This is a genomic window from Pseudomonas sp. ERMR1:02, from assembly GCF_002277815.1.
Lineage (GTDB): Bacteria > Pseudomonadota > Gammaproteobacteria > Pseudomonadales > Pseudomonadaceae > Aquipseudomonas.
Map to the genome: position 1 here is coordinate 24975 of NZ_NKJI01000026.1, position 19242 is coordinate 44216.

Consider the following 19242-nt stretch of genomic DNA (forward strand, 5'->3'; position numbering starts at 1 on the left):
ACCTGGCACCCCGTGGCGCGCTCTGGCTCATCGCGAGCAGGCTCGCTCCTACAATGGAACGTTGCCAGCGTGTTAGACCGGCGTAGCCATTTTCACTGCAACGGCAGCATCCGCCTCCACCGGACTCTGCGCCTTGCACGCCTGGCTCAAGGTCAGCGACTTGGTCTCCGGCGCCCAGGCCCAGGACAGCAACGCGCCAATCGCCAGGATCGCCGCCAGAATGCCCATGGTCGGGCTCAGGCCGATCCCCGCCACACTCACCGGCAACAGGAAGGTGCTGACCGCCGAACCCAGACGGCTGACAGCGGTGGCCAGACCGATGCCGCTGGCGCGCACTTCGGTCGGGAAGCTCTCGGCTGGGAACACACCTACCAAATTACTCACCGCCGACAACACCAGGGTAAACAGCCCGAACACCAGGACCATCAAGGACGCCGCACTGCCCGGCAACGCCGCCAACAGGAACAAGGCGACGGCGAGGATGATGAACGAGTTGATCAGGAACCCACGGCGAGTGAATTTTATCGTGCACCAGATGCCGATCAGCGCACCCAGAATCAGCAGCATGTTCAGCATCAGTTCGGTGCCAAAACCTTCGGCCAGACCCATCTTCTGCAGGATCGACGGCAGGAAGGTGTAGATGGCGAAATACGGCATGACGATGCAGACGAAGAACAGGCAATTGAACGCAGTACGTTTGCGGTATTCACGACTGAACAGCACCGCGTAGCCGGAGCGGGTTTCGGTGGATTGGGTTTCGTCGAGTTCGACGTTGTCGCCCAGGTGTTTCTTGACGATCGCTCGCGCCTCGGCGATGCGACCCTGATTGACCAGCCAGCGAGGCGACTCCGGGGTGCCAATGCGTGCGATCAGGATCAGCGCCGCCGGGATCGCCGACGAAGCCAGCATCCAGCGCCAGGCATCGTCGCCAAGGCTGAGCATCGCGGTGCCGACGAAGGTCGCCGCGACGTAACCGAAGGTCCAGATCACGCTGAACGAACCGAGCAACACCCCACGGTGTTTCTTCGGTGCGAACTCGGCCAGCATGGCGTGACCGACGCTGAAGTCACCGCCAAGACCGATACCGATCAACACTCGACAGAGAAACAGGCTCATCGCCGTTTCCACGTAGAACTGCATCACCGACGCGATGGTGATCAGCACGAAGCTGACCAGGAAGATTTTCTGCCGCCCGACCTTGTCGGAAATCCAGCCGAAAAACAGACTGCCCATAAACAAACCGATCAGCGCCGAAGCCCCGATCAGCCCTTGCCAGAAGGCATCGAGTTGCATCTGCGGGCTTAGCAGGGTGAAGGCGATACCGATCAGGCCGAGGATGTAACCGTCAGTGAAATGCGCACCGAAGGTCAGGCCGGCGATTTTGATGTGAAAGCGGCCGATGGGCAGGTCGTCGATTTTTACCGGTTGTACGGACATGTAAGTCTCCAGTTGTTGTTATTGACGGAGAAATGAAACCGATCGCTTTGGCTTTTTGCTTTTGGGCTTTTGTAGGAGCGAGGCTTGCCCGCGAAGAGGGAGTGTCAGCCTACATTTTATTGCCTGACACACCGCCTTCGCGGGCAAGCCTCGCTCCTACAGGAGGCGTTTTTGCCGTTACAGGCCACCCATCAGCAGGTATTTGATTTCCAGGTAGTCATCCAGACCGTACTTCGAACCCTCACGACCCAGGCCCGATTCCTTGATGCCGCCGAACGGCGCCACTTCCGTGGAAATGATCCCTTCGTTGATCCCGACCATGCCCGCTTCCAGGCCTTCGGCCATGCGCCACACGCGGCCGATGTCACGGCTGTAGAAGTAGGCCGACAAACCGTATGGTGTGTCGTTAGCCCGTTGCAGCACTTCGGCTTCGTCCTTGAAACGGAAGCAGGCAGCTACCGGGCCGAAGGTTTCGTCCTGGGCAATCAGCATTTCGTTGCTGGCTTCAACAAGGATGGTCGGCTCATAGAACGTGCCGCCCAAGGCATGCCGGCGACCGCCGCACAGCAGCTTGGCGCCCTTTTCCAGCGCGTCACTGACGTGCAATTCGACCTTGGCCAACGCTGCTGCGTTGATCAACGGACCTTGTTCGGTGTCACCTTCCAGGGCGTTGCCCACGCGCATCGCCGCCACCGCTTCAGCGAGTTTGCCGGTGAAGGCTTCGTACACGCCGTCCTGAATGAAGAAGCGGTTCACGCAGACGCAGGTTTGCCCGGTGTTGCGGAATTTCGAGGCCATCGCGCCCTTCACCGCCGCGTCGATATCCGCGTCGTCGAAGACGATGAACGGGGCGTTGCCACCCAGTTCCAGCGAGACCTTTTTCAAGGTGTCGGCGGCCTGGCGCATCAGCAACTTGCCGGTGCGGGTGGAGCCGGTGAACGACAGTTTGCGCACAATGCCGGAGGCTTGCAGAGCGCCACCAATCGCCACGGCATCGCCGGAGACCACGTTGAACACGCCAGAAGGAATGCCCGCCTGCTCGGCGAGCACCGCCAAAGCGAAAGCCGACAACGGCGTTTCTTCCGACGGCTTGAGGATCATCGTGCAACCGGCCGCCAATGCCGGGCCGACCTTGCGGGTGACCATGGCCAGCGGGAAGTTCCACGGGGTGATCGCCGCGACTACACCGATGGCTTCCTTGACCACGATGATCCGCGCATCCGCCTTGTGGCTCGGAATTACATCGCCGTAAGCGCGCTTGGCTTCTTCGGCGAACCACTCCAGAAAACTGGCGGCATATACCACTTCGCCCATGGCTTCGGCCAGCGGCTTGCCCTGTTCGCGGCTGAGCAAGGTGGCCAGATCCTTCTGGTTGCTCAACATCAACTCGCCCCAGCGCTTGATGCGCTGGCTGCGCTCCTTGGCTGTCAGCTTGCGCCAGGCGGGCAAGGCGCGATTGGCGGCAGCAATGGCCAGGTTGGTTTCTTCGGCGCCGGCCTTTTGTACATCGGCGATCAACTCGCCAGTGGCCGGGTTCAGCACCGGGTAAGTCGCACCACCGCTGGACCCCTCACCGCTAAACCAGTGTCCGTCGATGAAATTGCCGTGTCGAATCAACGCGCTCATGCCACGGCCTCGGTCAGGGTGAAGCGCTCCGAACCCGGACGGGCCGAACGCAGGATTCGTTTACCGGCGGTGTAATCGTTGATCACATCGCACGGGGTGTAGTTGCGTTCCAGCTCATGCAGTTCTTCGGCATCGAGTTTGGTCTCCAGAGCCGCCAGCGCACTGTCGAACTGCTCTGTGGTATCGGCGCCGACCAGCATGCAATCCACGCCCGGATGATTGGCGACCCAGGCCTGGGCGATCTGCGCGTTGGACACGCCGCGAGCACGGGCCACACGCTGTACCGAATGGGCGATTTCGAACGACGCTTGGTCGCTGTACATCTGCTGGGTGAAGAAGTCGGTCTGGTTGCGGGTCGACTGCGCGTCACCGGTCAACAAGCCACGGGCCAATGGACTGAACACCGAAACGCCCAGGCCCTGATCACGGCAGAACGGAATCATCTCGCGCTCTTCTTCGCGGTAGGCGCAGTTTAGTTGCAGCTGCATGTTGATCGGCTTGACCCAGCCATTGCGCTCGCAGGCCATGAGGATTTTCGCCAGTTGCCCGGTGAGCATGGTCGACACGCCGATGTAGCGCGCCTTGCCGGAGCGCACGATGTCGTTCATGGCGCTCATGGTTTCTTCAACCGGGGTGTTCACATCGAAGTAATGCAGCATGAAGACGTCGACGTAATCCATGTCCAGGCGTTTGAGCGAGGCATCGATGCTGTCCATGATGTGCTTGCGCGAGTGGCCGCTGGCGTTGATCCCGGTACGGGTGCCGTAACCGACCTTGGTGGTGATCACCAGGTCTTCGCGACGGGCCAGGCGCTTGACGATGCGCCCTACTACTTCTTCGCCAACGCCTGCGGAATAGAAGTCCGCCAGGTCGATGAAGTTCACGCCGTTGTCCAGCGCGTGTTTGACGATCGGCTCGCTTTTCTTCTCATCGAAGATCCACGGTTTCCAGTCCGGGGTGCCCATGTTCATGGTGCCCAGGCACAGGCGGGAGACTTGCAGGCCGGAGTTGCCCAAACGGATGTATTGCATGGCGCGGACCTCAGGCTTTTGGCGTGTAGAAAGGGTTGCTGATGTGATTGACCACATCGGCCAGTTGCGCGGTTTCCGGCTTGCCGGTCAGGGCGGCGCGGATCGCCGTGCGGCAGGCGTTGTAGTTGTTCAGGTACACCGCATCGAGGTCGTCGCAGGCCGGGTTGACCCAGTTGGCGGTGACGATGGCCCACTCGTCTTCCGCTTCCGGCGGCAGGGTGCCGTCGAGCAGCGCTTCGAGCACAGCCTTGGCAATACCGGCCTGGGAGGCGCCCCAGGTGGCGTTGCCGTGCAGGTCGCTGCTGATCGCGGCTTTGTTCACATACAGGGTCATCGGCTTGACCGGGATGTTCGGCTGGGCGATCACCATGAACGGGCAATGACCCTGGCTCGGCGATGCCAGGCTATTGGCGAATGCCTGGCCGGCCGGGCCATTGCGCGGACCGATCAGGATGTTGATGTGCGCGGCGTTCACGCCAGGGCCTTCGAAACCTTCACCGATGTACAGGTCGAGTTGTTTCATGAGTCGTTACTCTTCAGGGATTTGGGTTGATCAGAGGTGCACGCAAGCCGAGGGGATTGCGTGGCAATTGTCAGGATTCGAAGAGCGCAGCGGGTTGCTGGCGAGGACGCGGCAGGGATGATTGATCATGGTTGCAAACGCTCTTTTTGTTGTTGATGAGCTGGTTTGCGATTTTTAGCACTGGGGGCTGGCGGGGCTGTAACCATATAAAATCATGGGGGCATGACTTCAAGTAATACCCCTGAATAACCCGACTCCCTGTAGGAGTGAGCCTGCTCGCGATGGTGTGTCAGTCGAAGACAGGTTGACTGACACACCATCGCGAGCAGGCTCACTCCTACAGGGGGTCGGGTGTGTTTGGGCTTACTGGGACATGTTGTCCTTTTTCATGGCGTCTTTTTTCATGGCGTCCTTGCTCATCGAATCCTTGGACATGCTGTCTTTCTTCATCGTGTCCTTGGCCATGGAATCCTTTTTCATAGTCGCGTCTTTTTTCATGGTGTCTTTGGACATAGCGTCCTTTGACATAGCGTCCTTGGACATCGAATCGTTGCTCATGGTGTCGGCAGCGAAGACGCTGGCGGCGCCCATCGCAATGCACATGGACAATACGGCGGTAGCCAGTTTTTTCATGATCAATCTCCTTGAAGCTCAGGTTGCGAATGAACGCAGCGAATACTGCGCCGTGACGTTGAGAGGCGCTCATCAGCTACCGCCGAACCAGTTGTAGCCCTGGTCTTCCCAGTAGCCACCGCTGTAGGTGTTGCTGACGAAAATCGCCTGAATGTGTTTGGGGTTCTTGTAGCCAAGCTTGGTGGGCATGCGCAGTTTCATCGGGAAGCCGTACTGGCGCGGCAATACCGTGCCGTCCCAGGTCAGCGCCAGCAGGGTCTGCGCATGCAGCGCGGTGGCCATGTCGATGCTGGTGTAGTAATCGTCTGCGCACTTGAATCCGACATACTTGGCATCGGTGTCGGCGCCGATGCGCTTGAGGAAATCACTGAACCGAACGCCGCCCCAGCGCCCGATCGCGCTCCAGCCTTCGACGCAAATATGCCGGGTGATTTGCTCGGTCTGCGCCATGGCGCGCAACTCTTCGAGGCGCCAACTGCGCTTGTCCGCGACCAGGCCTGTGACTTCCAGGCGATAACCCTCCTCTTCCACCGTCGGCGCTTCGTCGATGTCGTAGAAGGCATTGAAGGGAAATGGCCGGGTGATCATCGACGCCGGATAAGTCGGTGCCATGGCATTGGGATTGAACAGCCAGCCCTGCACCCGATCGTTGAAGCGCGACATGGACGACAACGCGGTCTCGACGCTTTCGCTGTCGGTCAGGTTGCAGCCGGACAACATGGCCACGCCGCCGAGGGTCAAGCCACGCAGCAGGAACGAGCGGCGTGAACGGTCCTCGATCTGGGGCGCGAGGATTTTCCGGGCGTCGGTCAGGATGGACGACTCGTCCAGGTCCGAGCCTTGAATGGGCTTTTTCATACGTGCTCCTTGCGACCGACGATCATCGCCACCAGCGTTTTCGGGACCAGCGCAACCATCACCAGATGCACCGCCACAAAGGCTACCAACAGCGCCATCGCGATGAAGTGCACATGCCGCGCCGTGTCGTAACCACCCAGCAGCTCACGCAACAGCGGGAACTGCACCGACTTCCACAACACCAATCCGGAGATCACCAACAGCGTGATGTCGACCATCACGAACAGGTACGCCACCCGCTGCACCTGGTTGTAATGACTCAGGTCGGCATGGCCCAGCTTTCCGCGCAACGCTGACCAAAGGTCATGCAGTACGCCTTTGGGCGAGACCGGGAAAAACCGCCGTTTCAGGCGGCCACTGAGGAGGTTGATGATCAGGTAAATGAGGCCGTTGATCGCCAGGCACCACATCGCCGCGAAGTGCCATTGCAACGCACCGCCGAGCCAGCCACCGAGGGTGATCGATTTGGGGAAGCTGAAATCGTAAAGCGGTGAGGCGTTGTAGATGCGCCAACCGCTGGTGACCATCACCAGCACTGCCAGTGCGTTCAGCCAATGGGTGAGCCGTAGCCAGCGTGGGTGGCTGGCCTTGGGTGAAGCAGTTGACTGCGACATGTCCGGGCTCCTTGTTGTTGTTCGTTGGAGCCGAGTATGTGAGCGACAAGATCGCCAAATCCTCACGCAGAGTTAAATTATTTGTGATAACTGCCCTACGAACCCTTGTAGGAGCGAGCCTGCTCGCGATGGACGTCAACGATAACGCGGGCTGTCTGGATGAACGCGTTGTCTGGACGTTTTTCGCGAGCAGGCTCGCTCCTACAGGGGGTTTTGGTGCTCCGACCAGGGCTCAACTATGTTTAAATGCCGCCCCCCGCAAATTGCCGACCCTGACCAATGAACACCGAAGCCCTCGCCACGCTCAACGAGCACCTGCTGACCGCCCTGGCGGCCGCCCCTGCCGAAACCCGTCGCTTGTTCCACGGCCGTGGCCGCTGCTGGCCGGGGTTGGAGCAATTGACTGTCGACTGGTTGCAGGGCGTGGTACTGGTAGCGTTGTTCAAGGAGCCGCAAGCGTCGCAGCTGGACGATTTGAAGCAGTTGCTGATGGCAATCACCCAGTCAGTGCAGTGGGCACAATCCGGCGCCCATACGCTGTTGCTGCAACATCGCTACCTGCTGCAAAGCACCACCGAATGGTTGCTGGGGGAAGAAATCGACGAACTGACCATCACCGAAGGCGGCTTGAAGTACCGGGTGGACCTGGGCCGCAAGCAGAACACCGGTCTGTTCCTCGACATGCGCTATGGCCGCGATTGGGTGCGGGACAACGCCCAGGGTAAACGGGTGCTCAACCTGTTCGCCTACACCTGCGGTTTCTCGGTGGCGGCCATCGAAGGTGGCGCGACGCACGTGGTCAATCTGGACATGTCCAGCCCGGCCCTGAGCCGTGGCCGCGACAATCATCGGCTCAACGGGCATGACCTGAGCAAGGTCACGTTTCTGGGGCACGATCTGTTCAAATCCTGGGGCAAGGTGATCGGCAAGGGCCCGTATGACCTGGTGATCATCGACCCACCGTCGTTTCAGAAAGGCAGTTTCCTGCTGACCAAGGATTACCAGCGCGTACTGCGCCGCCTCCCGGAATTGCTCAGCCCGCAAGGCACGGTACTGGCCTGCATGAACGACCCGGCGTTCGGTGCGGACTTTCTTATCGAGGGCGTTACCCGCGAAGCGCCAGGCCTGCGGTTCGAGCAGCGGCTGGACAATCCACCGGAGTTTCCGGATGCCGATGTCGAGTGTGGGTTGAAGGCGTTGGTGTTCAGGCTCCTGTAGGAGCGAGCATGCTCCGGGCGGCGTTCCGACGATGGACGACAGAACACCGCGGAGTGTCAGGTTGCCAGCGTCATCGTTGACGACCATCGCGAGCGTGCTCGCTCCTACAGGGAGAAGGTCTATCACCGCGGTTGCAACACCAACGCAAACAACTCACCACGCCCGTTCACATTGAGCTTGTGATAGAGGTTGCGCCGATGCACCTTCACCGTCTCCGGGGAGATGCCCATTGGCTGGGCGATGGCCTTGCTGGAAAAGTCCTGGAGAATCAGCCGTGCAGTTTCGATTTCCCGCACTGACAGGCGCGCGTCGAAGCGGTCGAGCAGGGTTGCCAGATCACCCGCCACCGGCTCGGCAATCGGGCCTTCAGGCGGCAGCAATTTCAGGTGTCGGCGAACGGCAGCCAGCACCCAGTCGCGCACGCACAGCAGGCACATCGACAAGGTGCGCGCCGTGCTCGGCGACAAGGCGCCGGTGGATTCCTGGGACCTGGTGTTCAAGGAAGAAAACCTGACCAAGCTCGGCGAGTGCGGTGTGGCGATGCTCGACTCGCGCCTTCATCGACTACCTGATGCGCGCCGAGGTCATCGCCCCGGTCAGCAGTCCCCTCAACTACCCCAACGGCAACCGCAACGCGACCGCCCTGGTGTCCGAAGCGACCCGCATCAATCCCGCCGTTTATCCATCGGCCGAAGCCCTGGCCACGCTGTTCACCCTGCAACCTTTGCCGCCGGCTACCGAGCGCGTGCGTACGCGGATCTGGAGCAAGGTCAAAAACGGCCAGTAAGCCCAACCACAATCCCTGTAGGAGCCGGCTTGCTGGCGAAGGCGGAGTGTCAGTCGACATCTTCTGTACCTGATACACCGCCTTCGCCAGCAAGCCGGCTCCTACAGGTTCCGTGTACGAACCAGACGATTTTTTCTGCCACGAATCAAAAAAGAGAGCTGCCCATGAAACCACGTGCCCGCGACTTGAACATTCAGTTTGGCCAACTGCAACCTGGCCCTCTAAACGCCATCACCGATGTACCCGGCGTGCGGGTCGGCCACTGCAGTGTGCGAGGTCGTACCGCCAAGGGTCGTGACATCCTGACTGGCGTCACCGTGATCGAACCGTGTGCTGGTTCCACCAGTCAGCAGCCGTGTTTTGCCGGCGTCCACGTGCTCAACGGCAACGGCGACGCCACGGGGCTTGAGTGGATTCGCGAGGCCGGTCTGTTGACCAGCCCGATCGCCTTTACCAACACCCACAGCCTGGGCGTGGTGCGTGATGCGTTGATCGTGGTGGATCGTGAGCAGCAACCGGACGACGGGCGGCTCTACTGGAACAAATGAGGACCACAGCGGCGACATTTTCATCGCATTCGCCACCGGTAATTCCCACGTGCCACCCGCCGCCTACGAGAGCAAACGCGCACCGACCACCGACAATCTGAGCATGGTCAATAACGATCACATCAGCGAATTGTTCATGGCAGCCACTGAAGCCGTGGAGGAAGCCATCATCAACGCCCTGCTGGCCGCCGAAACGACCGAAGGTAATGGGCATGCCGTGCCGGGGCTGGACGCCGAAACCCTGCTCAAGGCTCTGGATCAGGCCGGTTGGCCGGGTGAACGTAATCGCAGAAGCTGACAGTTGTGGGGGGATTCGACTAGCGGTACTTGAGGGCGAACCCCCAACTTTCTACGATGGATATGCGCAGCCGCTTGCTTGCCCAAGCCGTTGCGTAGGTGGTGAGTGCATTGAACCCCTATCAAGCTCACCGCCTGCTTCATGCGCATCTTGAGCCTCAATGGCTCCACTTCTCCCCATCAAAGAGCTTTGAGGCTCTTTTTTAACCGCATGAAATCCAGACACTCAAAAGCCCGGCACCAGGCCGGGCTTTTTGCATCTTCAAGACCACCAAAATCCCCTTGTAGGAGCGAGCCTGCTCGCGAAAAACGTCCGGGCAACGCATTCATCCTGACAGCCCGCGTTTTCGTTGGCGACCATCGCGAGCAAGCTCGCTCCTACAGTGGATCTGTGGATTAAATTAACCGCGATCAGACCAACCGAAGTCGAGGCCCGTTGGCCGGCACTGCATCCTCGCCCAACCGCTCGCGAACGAACTCACTGGCCTTGCGGGTCAATTGATCCAGGTGCCGATCCCGCTGTTTTTCCGCATCGAGCATTGCCCGCTTGCCGTTTTTTTGCAGCAGATACGTATGAATCTGCCGCACCTCCAGCGAACTGTAAATCGGTGCCACGTCCAGCAACGCCATCAAGCCGTCGCTGCCGTGGTCGCGGGTGTTCATCAACACCTGGGTTGCGCGCACGCCTACCACTTGAAAGCCCATCGCCTCGAAATACGGCACCTTGGCCACCGCGCACGTCAGTTCGGCATGGGGGTAGCGGCCGACCATCTCGCGCAGCATCCGGCGCGCGATTCCCTGGCGCCGATGGCTGGCGTGCACCGCCATATACGCCACGCCGCAGGCCTCGGGATCGTCCTTGACCGGCAGGTACAGCAGGAAACCGATGACCTGTTCAGGGTCGTCCAGATCGGTGGCAACGATCAGTTCCACATCGATCCCTTTCGCCCCGTTCAACGCCTCCAGATACAGGTGCACCTCAAAACCGATCGCGTACTGGTACACGTTGTACAACAGATTGCTTGGTGGGATCGCGACCATGCTGATATCGGTCAGGTTATCGACCACCATCTGCAGGATCTGGCTATTGATGTGCTCGGGGCACGGGGTTTTGAAGTGGGTGATCTGGGGCATTGCGGGGGGGTGGCTCCGGTACAAAGCGTGGGTGGCACGGCTGCCTATGATAGCGCGACTGGCCGAAGGACTCGCTTTGAAGTTCCAGTGTTGGGGGACTCAGGCCTACCCGCGAGTGGTGAAAGCAACCCAATGAAATAACGGATTTTCCCCGCAAATGAGGAATATGCCCCACTGCTGACTTAACACACAACTGAGACAAGTTATTATTAAACTTGAGCTTTGGATCCCATTTCAGTGATGGCCCAACAGTTGCACTGGCCCCTTTTACCCGCAGCTATCGTCCGAACGGAGGATGGCGGGTTTCGCCGATTTCGGCATGAGGCTAGGGGAACAAAAATGAAAGTTGTCATATCGCAGTACTGCCCATTCAAACTCCTACGCAGGTCAGGTCTGGCCTGCGTGGCATTTATCACCGCCAGCATGACCTCGGTCAGTGCGGCGCCACTGGACGATGTCAGCCAGCCGCCACCAACGGATCCGTCGGCGTACTCTAATCCGCCCGCCGACCCCAAGGCCGCGCTGGAAGCTTTGAAAACAATGCCGCCGGCCAACCAGGGCGCGATTGCCCTGCCCAACGGCGTGTTTGGCGACCGGGACACACCACGCGCCGACAACGTGCTGCCACCGACCGCGCAGACCTCGTTCAACTTTCCCACCAACGGCAAACCCAGCCCGTTGTTCGGGGCTCAGCCGTTCAGCCAGCAGCTGCTGTTGTTCGAAGAGTTCGGCCCGGAAAAACTCGACCCGACGACCCCGCCACCGACCCTGACCTTCCCGGTCCCCACCGTCGGCCCGGCACCTCAACAAGACCCGAACTTCGTCTCCCGTAGCGGCCCTTCCAGTGCCGCGCTGGATGCCTTCATGCGTCAACCGGGGTTGTTTCCGTATCCGTCGCAGTACTCCAACGTGCTGGACCGCAACCCCTGGAAGGCGCAGATCGAAGCCTTCCTCAACCGCCATCCGGTAGGTTCGCCGGCCGAAGGTCGTCCGCCAGGAAAAGGCTGGTCGCATCAGCGCTGGAACGAGTTCTACCCGCAGAACGCTTACAAAACCGTGCAAGCCGGCGCCAGGACCAACCTGGGATTGCGTGACCGCAAGCAATTGCATAACTACGCCGTCGGTGAATTCGGTCCAGGCGGGCTCTACTATCAAACCTCCGACATTCCGGCGACGGCGGGCACCACCAAGGGCATCGACGTACGATTCCATTCGAATATGCCGATACAGAATCACAACTCGCTGTGGACGTTCGACGGCACCGTGCCGCCCAAACTGCTCATGGTCCGCTACGGCCAACCGTTGCTGATGCGTCACTACAACGCCCTGCCGATCGACCCTGCGGCCAACATGGGTTTCGGCCTGCACACCATCAGCACCCACGAACACAACGGCCACTCCCCGGCCGAGAGCGATGGCTATGCCAACGCATTTTTCTTTCCGGGGCAGTACTACGACTATCGCTGGCCGATGCAACTGGCCGGTTACGACACCATCAACACCGACGCCCATGACCCGCGCGCGGCGTTCCCTTGCTCGCCGGGGGAAACGCTGTACGTCAACGACGCCACGCCAGGCCTGAAAACCTGCCAGAACGGCAGCATCAAGATCCGCGGCGACTGGCGCGAAACCATGAGCACCCACTGGTTCCACGACCACATGCTCGATTTCACTGCGCAGAACGTCTACAAGGGCAATGCGGTGATGATGAACTACTACAGCGCACTGGATCGCGGTAACGAAGCGCTGGAAGACGGCGTCAACCTGCGCCTGCCCAGTGGCTCGGCACTGCCGTGGGGTAACCGCGACTACGACGTCAACCTGGTGGTGGCCGACAAGGCCTGGGACGCAAATGGTCAGTTGTGGTTCAACCCGTTCAACACCGACGGCTTCCTCGGCGATCAGATCCTGGTCAATTGGCAGTACCAGCCAAAACTGAAAGTGCGCGCGCGCAGTTATCGCTTCCGCATCCTCAATGGCTCGGTGTCGCGTTATCTGAAGATTGCCGTGGTGCGTGAAATTGCCGGTAACGGCGGCGAATTCCCGGGGCCATCCGGCTCCGGCGTGTCCTACGCCCGCGTACCGTTCCACATGATCGCCAACGACGGCAACCTCATGGAACACGCCGTGCCGTTCGACGGCAGCATGGACCTGGACGGCGATGGCGATAAGCAGGACCACAACGCCATCCTGCCGACCCAAGCCATTGCCGAACGCTACGACATCATCGTCAACTTCGCGAAAAACGGGATCAAGACCGGCGACAAGCTGTACTTCGTCAACCTGATGGAACACAAGACCGGCAAAGGCCCGGAGAAGAATGAGCTGAAACTGGCCGACGTGCTGTCCGAAAAATACAAAGCGGTGCTCAAGCAGGGCAGCAAAGGGCCGCAGTGGGACAAAGGCGACCCGGTGGTGGGCAAGTTCCTGCAATTGGTGGTGCAGCCTTATAGCGGCACGGATGTGAGCATGAACCCGGCCGATTACGAGCCAGCGAAACCGGGCAAGGCCGCGGGCAAAATCATGATCCCGCTGACCGTCGATCGCGACAGTGTGGCAGACCAGGCCAAACTCAAGGCTGCGCGGCATCGTGAGTTCATTTTCGGTCGCTCCGATGGTACAGACGAAGCCCCATGGACCGTCAAGACCGACGGCGGGATGGGCTACAACATGGACCCGCGGCGCATCAGCGCGGCCCCGCAACTGGCCACCGGCCCGACGGATGCCGGGTTCTCCGGCGACGGCACTCTGGAAGTGTGGAAAATCAAGAACGGCGGCAACGGCTGGTCACACCCGGTGCACGTGCATTTTGAAGAAGGGGTGATCCTCAGTCGTGACGGCAAGGCGCCACCGGAATGGGAAAAATGGGCACGCAAGGACGTGTACCGCATCGGCGAAGAAATCGACAGTTCGGTGGATGTGGAAATGGCGATTCACTTCCGCGAGTTCGCCGGGACCTACATGGAGCACTGCCACAACACCCAGCACGAGGACAATTCGATGCTGCTGCGCTGGGATGCCGAGCATCCCGGTCAGTTCCAGTTGATGCCAACGCCGCTGCCCGGCTGGGACGGTGTCACCTACGTGAACTCCGTGGCGCTACCGACTTTCCGCACCGGTGGAACCGGTGATGACGACAACCAAGGCGAGAACAAAAAACCGGTGGCCAACCCCGACAGCGCTGCCAGCGCCAACGGGCAGCCGGTGACCATCAACGTGTTGGCCAACGACACCGATCCGGACGGCAACCTGCCACTTAAAGTGGTGGGCCTGAGTCAGCCGGATTCGGGCACGGGCACGGTCACCACCGACGGTGTGCGTGTGATCTACACGCCTCCAGCCAGCGCCGCCGCGCCGTTCACCGCGACCTTTACCTATCAGGCCAGCGATGCCAAGGACGCGGTATCGCCACCGGCAACCGTATCCGTGGCGGTGACCCCGGCGCCGGTGGTCAACGAAGACCTGGTGGTGTCCAGTGCGACCGTCACGGTGCGTGGCAACAACCGCTACACCTGGGACCTGGCCGGGACCACGTCACGGGGTACGGGCAACACCCTGACGGTCACGGCGACGACGACCTCCGGGCCGCTCAACCTCGGTAATGCGATCCTCACGCCAACCGGCACCGGGGCTCGCTGGAGGGTGTCGGCCAGCACCACCGGTGCTGGCCCGACTCCGAGCCCGACCGTCACCATCAACTCGACCTTCGGCAAGTCGGTGACGGCGCCAATAACAGCGAAATGAGGTGATTCGATTGGCGCCCGGTCCATGCAATGTGGATTGGGCGCCGGGACACTTTTTATGATGGTACTGAGGTTGGGTTTACCCGGTGCGCCGCAGATCAGCCGATTTTGTTCACCGGTATATAAGTGCCGACCAAGTAGATATCCACGGGATTTTTCGGTCGATACGTCGATGAAGCCACAACCCGCTGCTGCACGCTGTCATCGAAGCACTCCTGGCCGAAGGGCGTTTTGCCGATAGGCCGGAAGTACCGGGCATTCAACAGTCGGTAAGTACCACCGAGGAAATCTTCATAGGAGTCAGTGATGTCCGCCAGTGCATTCGCTTGCTTGGGGATTTTCTTCGGGTTCAATTCCAGACCGCAGTCCATGATTTTGCTGGCCATCCAGCGCAGCGGGACATCCGACAGGTTGTTATCGGTATACCCGCCCCCCACGTTGGCATGCGCTCCGCAGAACCAGACCTGCTCCATGACTTGATTCGGCTTGGCAATCGGGTCCCAAAGCGTACATTCGTAATTGACCCGATTTTCATCAATGGCGACTGCATGGAAGGCATTGCGCACAATGCCGCTGAGTTCCGTATCGTGAAACTCATAAAATTCCTGGTTGAACCACTCAGCCGATTTGAACGGAACACCTAACGCACCGACCGTATCCCAGACACCCAGAAAGTGAATATCGATTTCCCGGGAGTAACTCTGGCGAAAGAACCTGGCGTTTTCCGTATCCGCGCTGGAATCACGGGTGCGGTAAAGGCTGTACGCTTCATCGATGCGATCGATGTGCGTTTTCGTCAGCAACCCGACGTTGCGGATCAGCCCCACCAGGCTTCGCGCGGAATAGGCCCCGCGACTGAAACCGAAAATGAAAACCTGATCACCCTCTTCGTAGTTCTTGGCCAATTCAACGTAGCCTTCCTTGATTTTCTTCGACAGGCCAACGCCGAATGCCCCGCCCTCGAGTTTGTCGTACCAATCGGTGCCTACGCCGGCGATATAAATTTTCTTCTGAACGGTCCCGTCTTTTTGGCTGGCCAGGATCGCATCATGGAGCTTGACCACATTGGTGTTGGCATCGCCGTCGATCTCCGGCTTCTGATCAGGCAAGTTCCAGGTTCCGTCGAAGGCAACAATGATATTTTTCGGCATGTTCCTCTCCCTTCACTTTTGACTACCCCGGCACGCCCGCTAGCGCTGCGGCGCGACCATCCGAAAGCGGATATTGATTTCGTTGGACACCACCGTATTTGCCCATTCGCCCTCACCGATTTTGAAGTCATTGCGTTCGAGGGTCAGCTTGCCATCAAATATGCCGACGGCGTTTTCCGCCTTCAGCAACACCGGTACAGCCACTTCGCGGGTAACCCCCCGCAGCGTGAGATTGCCGGTGATCTGGTAGCGGTGGTTGCCGAGGTCTTTGAACCTGATCGACTCAAAGGTCGCCACCGGATATTTGGCAGTGTCGAACCACGCAGGCTTTTGCAGTTCTTCATTGGCGTCGCTGCTGCCGGCATCGATGCTGTCCAGGTCGATGGTCAATTTGGCGTGGGCCGCTTCGGGGTGGCGGGTATCGAAATCGAGGGCGCCTTCGAACTTGCTAAAGGTGCCGTAGACCCTCGACCCCATTTGGTTGTAGGTAAAACTGATGGTGCTGGCCGTCGGATTCACGTTGGTGTACTGGACCGCGAAAACGCCGGGGACGACACCGAACGCTAGAAAGGCAGCCAGTGCGGTGAAAGGCAAAAAACGAGGGCTCATGCAACTCTCCGGACGGGGCTCGCGCGATGAGAAGTGGTGCGTATCGACAACTCAATGACTATAGATACCGATACCTATCCGAACAAATCCTGCAGATATAAACATCAGGTCAATTTGGAATAATTGATACCCCCGACAAAACTATAATTAGTCAGGCGTTAGTTATCGACAAAGATACAACTCATTCAACCCCTTTTTATTCAAGCCTGCATTGTCGATGGAGGCAGTCATGAGCATTCAAGTAGACCTCGCGCAAATACTGAAGCTTGCACCCAGTGCAAGAACCAGCTACCGCGAGGCGTTCGAGCAAAGCCAACCTGTCCTCGATCATTACGATATTTCCGGTAACTCCTTGCGTGTCGCGCATTTCATGGCCCAGGTTCTGCACGAATGCGGGGGTCTTACAATCCAGTTCGAAAACCTCAACTACAGCCCGGAGCGACTGCCCAAAGTCTGGCCAAGCCGCTTCCTGCCCAATGGCCCTCTCGACCCTCAAGAGTACGCACACAACCCGGAAAAACTGGCCAATTCGGTCTATGGAGATCGCATGGGCAATCAAAAGGACACAAACGATGGTTTCAACTATCGAGGTCGCGGGTTGCTGCAGCTCACAGGCAAGGAGAGTTACGTCAAGGCCACGCAACTGCTACGCCAGTGGCAAGCAGACGCACCGGATTTCAGCGCATTACCAGACGAGGTCATCAGCGCGCAGTGGTGCGTGGCTATCGCGGCGGCAGAATGGGATGCCAAAAACTGCAATGGACTGGCCGATGAAGACAGCATTCGCAAAGTGACACTGGCTATCAATGGAGGCTTGATCGGTCTCGCAGAACGCCAGGAATGGCTGCGTCGAACCAAAAACATCTGGTCATTCACGAACGCATCCCAGCCTACCCGGGTTCTCGCTGCCACGCCCGCTGCAGCAAGTCCATGACTTCCTTATCCGAAGTCTGGGAAAAATTCATGTACCAATAGCCGATCGACATCAGCCAATCGGGGATCAGCGGGCAGATCAGTTCATCCACTTCTCTGCGCAACGCCTCGGCGGTTTCAATCGGGGCTACGGGCACGGCGACGACGATGCGCGCCGGCGCTTGCACCCGTACCGCTTCGATCGCGGCCATCATCGAAGCGCCGGTCGCCAGGCCGTCGTCGACCAGGATCACCACCTGATCCTTGAGTTGCAGCGGCGCGCGGGATCCGCGATATACCTGTTCGCGCCGCACCAACTCTTGGGTTTCCCGAGCGACCACGGCATCGAATGCGGCCTTCTCGATTGGATGTGCCCGCAGTGCATGTTCATTGAGAATCTGAATGCCACCACTGGCAATCGCACCCATGGCGAACTCCGGGTTCGACGGCACGCCGAGCTTGCGCACCAGCATCAGATCGAGTCGCACGCCGAGGGCCGTGGCCACCTCATAAGCCACTGGCACTCCGCCACGGGGCAAGGCAAGGACGATGACATTCGGACGGTGGGCGTACTCGAGCAACGACTCCACCAAACGTCGACCGGCAGCGGCGCGGTCCTGCAGGATGGTTTGTGATAAGGGACTCATTTGAACACCTCCCCAGGCAATCACGCCTGTCGGTTCGCACTTCCCCCACCCATCAATTGTCGGCGTGACAGTACCTGGCATCAAGCCTGGTCACGCCTGCCACCTACACCAACCGCTCAATCTTCTGATGCTGCCACACCATCTTGTAATACAGCGTCTGCAACGCCAGCATCCCCAGATACGCCACCGGAAACGCCATCCACACCCCTTGCAACCCGAACCGCGCATCCAGCAGATACGCCACCGGCAACTGCACGCCCACCACGCACACAATCGAAATCGCCACCGGCACCATCACCGTGCCGCTGGCGCGCATAATCCCGCCAATAATCGCCTGGAAGCCGAACACCAGCAGGCTCCAGAGCATGATGTGCAACAGATGGTCGGCCATGTTCAGCGTCGCCTCCTCGGTGAGAAACGAGCCCAGCAACCGGTGCGACAGCAAATACCCCAACACCACCAGCCCACCGGTCAGGCACACATTGATCATCAACCCCGTACGCAGAATCGGCCCGATACGCTCGATGCGCCCTGCCCCGATCGCCTGCGCCCCAAGGATCGACGCCGTGATCGCAATCGACAGCGCCGGAAACTGCACGTAATTGACGATCTGCGTCACCGCACCATACGCCGCCGTCGCCTGGGAACCGTGCTGGTTCACCAACGCCAGAATCACCAGCTCCGACAGCGACAACACCACCATCTGCAACCCGGTGGGCAATCCGATGCGCAACACCTTGCCGAGAATCGCCATGTCCAGCTTCATCGCCGCCAAAAATTCGCGGTCCGGCGCCAACGGATGCCCCTTGCGAATCAACCGCCACGCCAGCCACCCCATCGCCGCCAGGTTCCCCGCCAACCCGGCAAACGCCGCACTCTGAATCCCCAGCATCGGCAGCCCGAACCACCCGCGAATCAACGCTGGCGTCAGCGCCAGCCCCACACAGGTCGACACTACCAGCGCCAACAACGGCGACAGCGTGTCACTCACCCCGCGCAACAACTGCGTGAACAACACAAACACCAACAGCAAGGGCATGAACCACAACATCACATGGGCATACGAAACCGCATCGTCCAGCACATCCCCAGGCGTCCCCAACCCCAACAACGCCGACCGCGCAAACACACTCCCCAACACCGCCGCCACCAACCCGATCAACACCCCCAACAACAACGTCGCCCCGGCGATGGCCTTCACCAGATGCAGTTCGCGTGCCCCCCAGGCTTGACCGATCAACACGCCCGCGCCGGCGCCGAGGCCGATGACCAGGGCGATGAAGAAAAAGACGATGGGGAACATGCCCGACACCGCCGCGAGCGCTTGAGTGCCGAGCATTTGGCCGATGTAGATGCTGTTGACGGTGCCGGACATGGATTGGAGGAAGTTCGACAGGACCATTGGGGCGAGGAAAAGGAGGTAGGTTTTCCAGAGAGCGGGTTGGGGTTTGGGTGGGGTTTGCATTGGATGGAG

The 19242-nt window shown here is 59.7% G+C and carries 15 protein-coding genes and 3 pseudogenes; 5 read left to right on the forward strand and 13 right to left on the reverse strand.

Features of this window, described 5'->3' with window-relative positions:
• Positions 1-72: 72 nt before the first annotated feature.
• The 7 genes from CES87_RS28910 to CES87_RS28940 all read right to left on the reverse strand — a co-directional run bounded on the left by CES87_RS28910 (position 73) and on the right by CES87_RS28940 (position 6722).
• On the reverse strand, positions 73-1437 hold the full coding sequence (locus tag CES87_RS28910) for an MFS transporter (protein ID WP_128608786.1): 1365 nt from the start codon (positions 1435-1437) through the stop codon (positions 73-75).
• A gap of 177 nt (positions 1438-1614) precedes the next feature.
• Positions 1615-3063 carry an NAD-dependent succinate-semialdehyde dehydrogenase gene (locus tag CES87_RS28915; protein WP_128608787.1) on the reverse strand — a complete coding sequence of 483 codons (1449 nt, stop codon included), beginning with the start codon at positions 3061-3063 and terminating at the stop codon, positions 1615-1617.
• Positions 3060-4094, reverse strand: a complete 1035-nt coding sequence (locus tag CES87_RS28920) for an aldo/keto reductase (RefSeq protein WP_128608788.1) — start codon at positions 4092-4094, stop codon at positions 3060-3062. The genes CES87_RS28915 and CES87_RS28920 overlap by 4 nt, the downstream gene beginning before the upstream one ends.
• 10 nt (positions 4095-4104) lie before the next feature.
• Positions 4105-4617: a formaldehyde-activating enzyme gene (gene fae / locus CES87_RS28925; protein WP_128608789.1), complete on the reverse strand. Its 513-nt coding sequence runs from the start codon at positions 4615-4617 to the stop codon at positions 4105-4107.
• A 363-nt stretch (positions 4618-4980) separates the two neighbouring features.
• Positions 4981-5250, reverse strand: coding sequence for a pentapeptide MXKDX repeat protein (locus tag CES87_RS28930; RefSeq protein ID WP_128608790.1), 270 nt, complete (start codon positions 5248-5250; stop codon positions 4981-4983).
• Between the two features lie 72 nt (positions 5251-5322).
• Positions 5323-6108, reverse strand: coding sequence for a molybdopterin-dependent oxidoreductase (locus tag CES87_RS28935; RefSeq protein ID WP_128608791.1), 786 nt, complete (start codon positions 6106-6108; stop codon positions 5323-5325).
• The gene (locus CES87_RS28940) at positions 6105-6722 is read right to left on the reverse strand and encodes a cytochrome b/b6 domain-containing protein (RefSeq protein WP_128608792.1); all 618 of its coding nucleotides are present in this window, start codon (positions 6720-6722) and stop codon (positions 6105-6107) included. The genes CES87_RS28935 and CES87_RS28940 overlap by 4 nt, the downstream gene beginning before the upstream one ends.
• Positions 6723-7001: 279 nt before the next feature.
• Between CES87_RS28940 and CES87_RS28945 the strand changes: the two genes are divergently transcribed.
• Positions 7002-7940 (forward strand): class I SAM-dependent methyltransferase, encoded by a 939-nt coding sequence (locus CES87_RS28945; protein WP_128608793.1) that lies wholly within the window; start codon positions 7002-7004, stop codon positions 7938-7940.
• Positions 7941-8062: 122 nt separating this feature from the next.
• On the opposite strand, the pseudogene CES87_RS28950 reads toward CES87_RS28945, so the two are convergent.
• Positions 8063-8371: pseudogene (locus CES87_RS28950) on the reverse strand (helix-turn-helix transcriptional regulator); the annotation flags it as partial.
• A gap of 1 nt (position 8372) precedes the next feature.
• On the opposite strand from CES87_RS28950, the pseudogene CES87_RS28955 reads away from it, so the two are divergent.
• Together CES87_RS28955 and CES87_RS28960 are read left to right on the forward strand one after the other, a co-directional pair.
• Positions 8373-8727: pseudogene (locus tag CES87_RS28955) on the forward strand (hypothetical protein); the annotation flags it as partial.
• Between the two features lie 164 nt (positions 8728-8891).
• Positions 8892-9573 (forward strand): annotated as a pseudogene (locus tag CES87_RS28960) (P1 family peptidase).
• A gap of 410 nt (positions 9574-9983) precedes the next feature.
• On the opposite strand, the gene CES87_RS28965 reads toward CES87_RS28960, so the two are convergent.
• Entirely contained in the window at positions 9984-10706 is a 723-nt protein-coding gene (locus tag CES87_RS28965) for a GNAT family N-acetyltransferase (protein WP_128608794.1), read from the reverse strand.
• A gap of 339 nt (positions 10707-11045) precedes the next feature.
• On the opposite strand from CES87_RS28965, the gene CES87_RS28970 reads away from it, so the two are divergent.
• On the forward strand, positions 11046-14450 hold the full coding sequence (locus CES87_RS28970; RefSeq protein WP_128608795.1) for an Ig-like domain-containing protein: 3405 nt from the start codon (positions 11046-11048) through the stop codon (positions 14448-14450).
• 97 nt (positions 14451-14547) lie between these two features.
• On the opposite strand, the gene CES87_RS28975 is transcribed toward CES87_RS28970, so the two are convergent.
• Both CES87_RS28975 and CES87_RS28980 read right to left on the reverse strand, forming a co-directional pair.
• Positions 14548-15600, reverse strand: coding sequence for a DUF2235 domain-containing protein (locus CES87_RS28975; protein ID WP_128608796.1), 1053 nt, complete (start codon positions 15598-15600; stop codon positions 14548-14550).
• Between the two features lie 39 nt (positions 15601-15639).
• Positions 15640-16209 (reverse strand): YceI family protein, encoded by a 570-nt coding sequence (locus CES87_RS28980; protein WP_128608797.1) that lies wholly within the window; start codon positions 16207-16209, stop codon positions 15640-15642.
• Positions 16210-16438: 229 nt separating this feature from the next.
• Here CES87_RS28980 and CES87_RS28985 point away from each other — a divergent pair, with 229 nt between their 5' ends.
• Positions 16439-17143, forward strand: a complete 705-nt coding sequence (locus CES87_RS28985; protein ID WP_178081499.1) for a glycoside hydrolase family 19 protein — start codon at positions 16439-16441, stop codon at positions 17141-17143.
• Here CES87_RS28985 and CES87_RS28990 read toward each other — a convergent pair.
• Both CES87_RS28990 and CES87_RS28995 read right to left on the reverse strand, forming a co-directional pair.
• Complete coding sequence (locus CES87_RS28990; RefSeq protein ID WP_128608798.1) at positions 17100-17768, reverse strand: phosphoribosyltransferase; 669 nt, start codon at positions 17766-17768, stop codon at positions 17100-17102. The genes CES87_RS28985 and CES87_RS28990 overlap by 44 nt on opposite strands.
• Positions 17769-17871: 103 nt before the next feature.
• Positions 17872-19233, reverse strand: a complete 1362-nt coding sequence (locus CES87_RS28995) for an MATE family efflux transporter (protein ID WP_128608799.1) — start codon at positions 19231-19233, stop codon at positions 17872-17874.
• Positions 19234-19242: the final 9 nt, after the last annotated feature.